Origin of the sequence: Saccharopolyspora rectivirgula DSM 43747 (assembly GCF_000497205.1) — a bacterium.
GTDB classification, from domain to species: Bacteria; Actinomycetota; Actinomycetes; order Mycobacteriales; family Pseudonocardiaceae; genus Saccharopolyspora; species Saccharopolyspora rectivirgula.
In genome coordinates this window covers 1-7,445 of record NZ_AYJW01000100.1, presented here as the reverse complement: position 1 = coordinate 7,445, position 7,445 = coordinate 1, and the positions used below count along the sequence as shown (strand labels likewise).

Genomic DNA, 7,445 nt, shown 5'->3' with positions numbered 1-7,445 from the left:
GGGGGCATTCCGGTGCCGGCACCGGAATGCCCCCCGCCCGCGGTCCGGCGGTGACTCCGCGGAGCCCTCCGCTCGCGCAGCGAATCCGGTGGCCGAACGGCGGGTGCGATGAAAGCCACGTTGGTCTGTGTTGGTGAATATGCCTGCTAGCAGGCAGGTTACTGTTACTGCCCATGGATATCCGGGTCGTGGACCACCCCCTGGCAAAAGCGAGACTGTCCACAATGCGCGATGCGCGGACGAACAACGCCGCGTTTCGCGTCGCGTTGCAAGAGCTGACCCTCATGCTGATCTACGAGGCGACCCGGGACGCGGAAGTCGCTGTCGATCGCATTCACACCCCGGTCGCCCGCACCGACGCGTACCGGCTGGCGAACCCGCCGCTTCTTGTTCCGGTGCTGCGCGCCGGGCTGGGCATGGCCGACCAGGCCCACCGGATGCTGCCGGAGGCCCAGATGGGCTTCGTCGGGCTCGCCCGCAACGAGGAGACCTTGCAGCCGACGCCCTATCTGGAGTCCTTGCCCGCGGACCTGTCCGGCCGACCGGTGTTCGTGCTGGATCCGATGCTGGCCACCGGGGGCTCCATGGTCTACACGATCAGCCTGCTGACCGATCGGGGAGCCAGCGACGTCACCGCGATCTGCGCGCTGGCGGCTCCGGAAGGGCTGCAGAAGCTGGAGAGCTCCGGGCTGCCGGTGCGCGTGGTGACCGCCAGCGTCGACGAACGGCTCAACGAGTCCGGTTACATCGTTCCCGGTCTCGGCGATGCGGGGGACCGGCAGTACGGGGCGGTGTGAGGGCCACCGGCGAGCTCCGGGGCGGCTGCTCCGATGGGTGCACAGCGCTCGTGTTGGTGGTATCACGCTGATACCATGAGGTCATGGCCATGACGCTGCGCCTCACCGAGGAAGAAGACCGCAAGCTGGCTGAACTGGCCGCTGCCGAGGGCCGGTCCAAGCTGGAGGTGGTGCGCAGCGCGCTGGCCGAGCGCTGGGCCCGACAGCAGCGGGAGCAGCAGCTGGTGCAAGCCCTCGATCGAGTGCTCCCGCGCTACCGGGACTTGCTGGACCGCCTCGGCCCGGCGTGATCAACTATGAGCCGGTGACCGTTTATCTCGACGTTTCCGATCTGTTGCTGCTCGCCGCCGCGGTGACCGACCAGGACCTGAAGCTGCGCGACGGCGGCCTGCTGGCGGCTGCGGCCTACCGGCCGCGGGCGGAAGTCCTCGGGGTGCCGGCTTACGAAACGCTCTGGCTCAAGTCCGCCGCACTGCTTGACACGATCGTGCGAACTCGCCCGCTGCACGAAGGGAACTGGCGGCTCGGTTGGGTCGCCGCCGTGACCATGTGCGATCTCAACGGGTGGTGGGTCGAAGCCGACGACGAGCAGGCGTTGTTGCTGGTCCGGGAAGTGGGGCGGGACAAGCGGCAGCTCCCCGAGGTGGCGGATTGCTTGCAAAGCTGGTCCAAACCGAAGACCAAATGATGTTTGCCTAGCCACAACTCCGGGAGCTGATCGCTCCCACCCATGGCACCCTGTGGCCGTGTTCTTACGGCCCCAGTCCACCACCCCCCTCCGGGCAGTGCTCGCCGCAGCGGCCGCTGGAGTCCTGTACCGCAACGTCCGCACCGCCAGGCAGGTCAGCCAGATAGTGCCGCTGCACGAAGCGCACCAGGTGGCGCTCCCGCCGAAGGTCACGGTGGTCGTCCCGGCCCGCGACGAAGCCGCGGTGATCGACGAGTGCCTGCGGGGACTCCGGTCGCAAACCCACGGCGGGCAATGGGATTCGCTGAAGATCGTGGTGGTCGACGACGGCTCCACCGACGGCACCGGCGAGCTCGCCCGCGCGCACGCCGAAAGCGACCCGCGCGTCCAGGTGGTGCGGGTGGACGCGCCCCCGCCGGGCTGGAGCGGCAAGGTGCACGCCATGCACGTCGGGGTGGAGGCCAGCGGCCCGCCCGAACCCGGCGAGTGGTTGATGTTCGTGGACGCCGACACCGCGGCCGCCCCGGATCTGCTCAGCCGGCTGTTGGCCACCGCCGAGGCGGTGGAAGCCGACCTGGTGTCCACCCCGGGAGGTCCGCCCCCGCGGCGCTCGGCCGCCTGGGCACTGCTGATGCCGCCCGGACTGCAGCTGATCGGGGAGAACGCCTCCCCGGTCGGTCGGGGGAAGAAGGCCTTCGCGATCGGGCACTGCATCCTGCTGCGCCGGGAGCACTACGAGAAGGTCGGCGGTTGGGAGGCGCTGGCTTCGCTGCGCAACGAGGACGTGGCCATCGCCACCGCGGTTCGCGACCACGGCGGAACGGTCCGGGTGGTGGACGGGCTGGACTGCTTCCGGACCAGCGGCATGGACCCGTTCTGGCAGGGGTGGGCCTCGTTCCGGAAGAGCTTCGTGGCCGGCACCAAGGGATCCGCGCCGCTGCTGGCGGCCATCGGGGTCGGGCAGATCGCCGCGTCGCTGGCCGCTCCCGCGGCGGTCGCGGTGGGGGCTCGGCGCAGCCGGGCCCTGCTCGCCTTGGGGCTGCTGGGCTGGGCCGCGCAGGGCGTGGCCTACGCCCGCACCGCCAAGTTCATGCGGGTCCGCCCCGGGTACGCGCCGCTGGCTCCGATCGCCGGAACGGCGTTCGGAGTGCTGTTGCTGGACGGGGCCGTGCGGGCAGCCCGCGGTTCCCTGTCCTGGAAGGGGCGGCGTTCCTAGCTGCGGGGAAACGGCGTGGCCCGCCCGCGGTGGAGGCGGGCAGGCCACGGTGTCCGTTCTGGTCAGCTGGCCGAGCGGCTCTGCAGCTTCCGCAGGGCGATGGGTGCGCCGGCCAGGTCCTCCTCGTTGCACAGCAACTTGAGGTTGAAGTAGGGCGCACCGTCGGTGTCGTCGTAGTCCAGGTGAACAGCGATCACGTCGACGGGCTCGCCCAGCCAGTTCTGGGCTTCCCGAAGCCACTGGGCGGACCGCTCCAGAGCGGCCGGCAAGTCGTCATCGCGGAATTCGACCGGGCGGTACGGAACGCCCTGAACCTGGTCATTCGGATTGGCGGGCTGTGGAAGATCCACCGAGACGCCAGAGTCATCGAGTTCGAGTCGGATGGTTTCCTCACTCACTGTCGCAGCGTAACGCGTTTGACGCGGTGAATGCTCACTCAGGGAGTGAATTCAACGCTGTGCGGGGTGTCTCACCACCAACTCGGGCTGGCGACTAGGATGGGTATTCCGGTACTTGAAAGGCGCCCTGGACACTGCACGTGATGAGGGAAGGCGGGCTATGTCCAGGGCGCCGTGTCGCTCAGGGGCTACCTGACGACACGATCAGGTTACTCCTTGGCTGTGGACCAAGATCAACTGGGGTCTTTTTGCCGCACAGCCCCGGAATTTGTGCTATTGCATGAGGTTCGCCGCGATCGTGGCGCCCAGCTCCCAACAGGCCTCCAAGGCCTGCTGGTCGGGCTGGCCGAGCACGGTGAGCGGCTCGGCGGCCTGCTTCCAGCCCAGCCCGGTGGTGATCGACTTGATGGCCCGGTGGGCGCCCTCCACGCCCTCGTTGCCGTGCACGTAGTAGCCGAACGGGCGTCCTGCGGTGGCGTCCAAGCACGGGTAGTAGACCGTGTCGAAGAAGTGCTTCAGCGCCCCGCTGATGTACCCCAGGTTCGCGGGCGTGCCCAACAGGTAGCCGTCGGCTTCCAGGACGTCGCTCGCCGTGGCGCCCAGCGCGGGACGGCGGACCACCTCCACCCCGGTGATCTCCTCGGTGGTCGCCCCTTCGACCACCTTCTCCAGGATCGCCTGCATCCCCGGTGAAGGTGTGTGGTGGACGATCAGCAGCCTGGCCATGCTCAGCCTTCCTGGACGAGTGCGGAAACGGCCTGTTGCAGTTCCGCCAAGCGGACGGTGGCCCGCTCCTTGGCGGCGGGCAGCCCGTCCTCGGCGACTTGCTCGACCACTTCCAGGTAGCACTTCAACTTCGGCTCGGTGCCCGACGGGCGGATCACCACGCGCAACCCCGCGGGACCGGTGATCAGCAGCGCGTCGAAGTCCGGCCGCAGATCCCGGGTGCGCACCGCCACGCCGCCCAACCGGGTGGGTGGGTTCTCGCGCAACCGCTGCATGGTGCGGGAAATGATGCTCAGATCGGTGACCCGCACCGACACCTGCCCGGTCCGGTGCACACCGTAGGCGGTGAACAGCTCGTCCAGCAGGTCGTCGAGACCGCGACCGGCCTCCTTCAACCCCGCAGCCAGATCGCAGGCCAGCACCGCGGTGGAGATGCCGTCCTTGTCCCGCACCAGGTCGGGCGCCACGCAGTGGCCGAGCGCCTCCTCGTAGGCGTAGACGAGGCCGGTGCCCGCGCCGTCCCCGGCGCGCATCAACCACTTGAACCCGGTCGGGGTCGCGGCGTGGCGCACCCCGAAATCGGCGGCCATCGCGCTCAGCATCGTCGAGGACACGATCGTCGTGGCCACCAGCGGGTCCTCCGGTGCGTCCTCCCGCGGCGCGGACAGCACGTGGTGGGCCAGCAGCACGCCGGTCTCGTCCCCGCGCAGCATCCGCCACCGGCCGTCTTCGCGGATGCCGAGGGCGCACCGGTCCGCGTCCGGGTCCAAGGCGATCGCCAGGTCCGCCTCCTCCTGCTCAGCGAGCTCCAGCAGCGCGTCGGTGGCGCCGGGCTCCTCGGGGTTGGGGAAGCTGACCGTCGGGAAATCCGGGTCCGGATCGACCTGGGAGGCGACGAAGCGCACGTCCGGGAAACCGGCCATCTCCAGGGCCTGCCGCAGCGTGCGGGCACCCACCCCGTGCAGGGCGGTGGCCGCGATCCGCAGCGGCCGGGCCCCGCCGCGCGGCAACGCCGCCACCTGCCGCAGGTAGTCCGGCAGCGCCGACTCCAGCAGCGTCCAGCTCCGCTCCCGCGGCACCGACCTGGCCGGCGGCGTCGCAGCGATGGCCGCCTCGATCTCGCTGTCGGCCGGGCTGATCAACTGCACCCCGCCGCGCAGGTAGAGCTTGTAGCCGTTGTCCTGCGGCGGGTTGTGCGAAGCGGTGATCTGGACCCCGGCCACCGCGTCCAACGCCCGCACCGCGTAGGCCAGCACCGGGGTGGGCAGCGGTTCCGGCAGCACCCGGACCTCGAAACCGGCCGCGGCCAGCACGTCGGCGGTGTCGGTGGCGAACGCCTCCGACCCGTGCCGGGCGTCCCGGCCCACCACGACGGTGCCGCCGGCGAACCCGCGTTCGGCGAGCCACGCCGCCACCCCGGCGGTGGTGCGCACCACCACCGCCCGGTTCATCCCGTTGGCCCCGGCGCGGACCTGGCCGCGGATGCCGGCGGTGCCGAAGCGCGGCATGCCGGACATCCGGTCGGCCAGGTCGGCGGCGGCCTCGGCCGACTCCCCGGCCGCGGCCAGCAGCTCTTCCAGCTCCGCTTGGGCGGCCGGGTCGAGGTCGTCGGCGATCCAGCGCTTGGTGGCCTCGATCAGCTGAGCATCAGCAGTCACGGGGAGCTCCTCGCAGCATCACGCGGCTTCGACCAGCGACCGGAGCAGCTTGCCCATCCGGCTGGCCGATGCCCGGCCGGCCTCCAGCACCTCCTGGTGGTTCAGCGGTTCGCTGGTCAGCCCGGCGGCCAGGTTGGTCACCAGCGACACCCCGAAGACCTCCGCGCCGGCAGCCCGGGCGGCGATGGCCTCCAGCACCGTGGACATCCCGACCAGGTCCACCCCGAGGGTGCGCAGCATGCGGATCTCCGCCGGGGTTTCGAAGTGCGGGCCGGGCAGTCCGGCGTAGACGCCCTCCTCCAGGGAGGAGTCGATCTCCCGGGCCAGCTGGCGCAGCCGCGGGGAGTACAGGTCGGTCAGGTCCACGAAGTTGGCACCGACCAGCGGGGACCGCGCGGTCATGTTGATGTGGTCGCTGATCAGCACCGGCTGGCCGACCCGCATGCCCTCCCGGAGTCCCCCGGCGGCGTTGGTCAGCATGACGGTGCGGCAACCGGCGGCGGCCGCGGTGCGCACCCCGTGCACCACCGGCTCGATCCCGTGGCCCTCGTAGAGGTGGGTGCGGCCGAGCATGACCAGCACCCGCTTCTCCCCGACGGGGATCGACCAGATCTTCCCGCTGTGCCCGCGGGCGCTCGGGGTGGCGAACCCGGGCAGGTCGGTCACCAGCAGTTCGGTGTTCGGCTGGCCGATTTCTTCGGCGGCCGGTTGCCAGCCGGAGCCGAGCACCACCGCGATGTCGTGGCGCTCGATCCCGGTTCGCTCGGCGAGCTGTGCTGCTGCCGCGCTCGCGGCGGCTGATGGGTCAGGTGTTGTCGTAGCCGTCACGAGCGGGCAGCTTAGCCCGTGTCGCGGGTGGATGGTGCCCGTCGCAGGTGGATCGGGCTCAGTACTGCGGTTCGAAGGTGGGCAGCACCGCGTCCAGCAGCTGGCCGCTCTCCGCTTCCCGCTCGGTCGGGGTGGTCACCTGCACCACCCACAGGTCGTCCTGCCACCGGATGAGCTGGGCCAGGGTGAACCGCTCCAACGAGCCGCCGGGCACCCCGGTCACCGGCCCGTGGGAGGTGCGGTAGGCGACCCGGCGGCCCTGCCCGGACTCCTGGTCGCTGATCAGCTGGAAGTCCCCGTTGGCCCCGGTGGCCAGGTCCGGCAGGGCGACGATGTAGTCGGCCAGCTTGCGGTCCGCGGTGAAGAACCCGCCGAACCGCTCCACCGACAGCTTGCTCCGGCCGTCCGGCGAGACGAAGGAGACCACCTTGCTGCGGGCCAGGTCGGCCTGCTCGTTGTGGAAGATCGTCCACCCCACCGGGGCCTGGATGCGGAACCGGCCGTCGCCCGCGGCGCCGGTGTGCCGGGCCAGGTCCACGTACTCGGTCAACTGCCAGTTGCCGCCGGGGGTGTGCACCGCCGCCGGCGGCAGCACCGGTTGTCCGGCGATCACCCGCACCCCGGCGTAGCCGGCGGCCAGCGCGGCGGTGAACAGGACGGCGGCCGATGCGGCCAGCACCGCGGTGCCCAGTCGGGATCTGCGGCGCGGCGGTTCCTTCGGGGTGAAGGGCAGTTCCCCGGGGTCCGCGGCCAGCGGGACGGACTCCGGTTCGTCGGGGGGTTCTTCTTCGCGGGTCCGCTCCTGGGGCCGGGCGGGCACCGGTTCGGCCGCCGCCAGCGCGGGGAAGGGGTTCTCGTCGGGTGCGGGCAGCAGGTGCTGCAGGCGGCGGCGCACCTCGGTCAGCGGCATCCGCTGGTCCGGCTCTTTGACCAGCAGTGAATTGATCACTTCGCCCACCGGTCCGGGTCGGGTGGTCCGCGGGGCGGGGCCGTGCACCACTTCGTGCATCGTGGCCAGCGGGTTGTCGCCGACGTCGTAGGGCGGGTGGCCTTCAGCGGCGTTGTTGCGGGTGGCCGAGTCGGTGGGGTGTGAGTTTTCGCTGTTGCAGGCGGCGGTGCAGGCCAATGCGTGGC

At 70.8% G+C, this 7,445-nt stretch carries 9 protein-coding genes; 4 read left to right on the top strand and 5 right to left on the bottom strand.

Annotated features, from left to right (window positions below; translation table 11 throughout):
- Window positions 1-173 precede the first annotated feature (173 nt).
- The 4 genes from upp to SREC43747_RS0118400 all read left to right on the top strand — a co-directional run bounded on the left by upp (window position 174) and on the right by SREC43747_RS0118400 (window position 2,701).
- Entirely contained in the window at window positions 174-797 is a 624-nt protein-coding gene (upp, locus tag SREC43747_RS0118415; protein WP_029722858.1) for a uracil phosphoribosyltransferase, read from the top strand.
- Window positions 798-880: 83 nt separating this feature from the next.
- Window positions 881-1,087, top strand: coding sequence for a type II toxin-antitoxin system VapB family antitoxin (locus SREC43747_RS0118410; RefSeq protein WP_029722857.1), 207 nt, complete (start codon window positions 881-883; stop codon window positions 1,085-1,087).
- Between the two features lie 14 nt (window positions 1,088-1,101).
- Window positions 1,102-1,485, top strand: coding sequence for a type II toxin-antitoxin system death-on-curing family toxin (locus tag SREC43747_RS0118405; RefSeq protein ID WP_029722856.1), 384 nt, complete (start codon window positions 1,102-1,104; stop codon window positions 1,483-1,485).
- Window positions 1,486-1,543: 58 nt separating this feature from the next.
- The gene (locus SREC43747_RS0118400) at window positions 1,544-2,701 is read left to right on the top strand and encodes a glycosyltransferase family 2 protein (RefSeq protein WP_236623270.1); all 1,158 of its coding nucleotides are present in this window, start codon (window positions 1,544-1,546) and stop codon (window positions 2,699-2,701) included.
- A gap of 62 nt (window positions 2,702-2,763) precedes the next feature.
- Here SREC43747_RS0118400 and SREC43747_RS0118395 read toward each other — a convergent pair whose 3' ends face one another.
- From SREC43747_RS0118395 to SREC43747_RS21430, 5 genes are all read right to left on the bottom strand, one after another.
- Entirely contained in the window at window positions 2,764-3,099 is a 336-nt protein-coding gene (locus tag SREC43747_RS0118395; protein ID WP_029722852.1) for a hypothetical protein, read from the bottom strand.
- 273 nt (window positions 3,100-3,372) lie between these two features.
- A complete protein-coding gene (locus SREC43747_RS0118390) occupies window positions 3,373-3,825 on the bottom strand; it encodes a flavodoxin family protein (RefSeq protein WP_029722851.1) in 453 nt (150 codons plus the stop codon).
- A gap of 2 nt (window positions 3,826-3,827) precedes the next feature.
- On the bottom strand, window positions 3,828-5,483 hold the full coding sequence (locus SREC43747_RS0118385; protein WP_029722850.1) for a phospho-sugar mutase: 1,656 nt from the start codon (window positions 5,481-5,483) through the stop codon (window positions 3,828-3,830).
- An 18-nt stretch (window positions 5,484-5,501) separates the two neighbouring features.
- A complete protein-coding gene (locus tag SREC43747_RS0118380) occupies window positions 5,502-6,311 on the bottom strand; it encodes a purine-nucleoside phosphorylase (protein WP_029722849.1) in 810 nt (269 codons plus the stop codon).
- 58 nt (window positions 6,312-6,369) lie between these two features.
- Window positions 6,370-7,445, bottom strand: a 1,076-nt coding sequence (locus SREC43747_RS21430; RefSeq protein ID WP_497707037.1) for a serine/threonine-protein kinase, incomplete at its 5' end; no start/stop codon positions are given.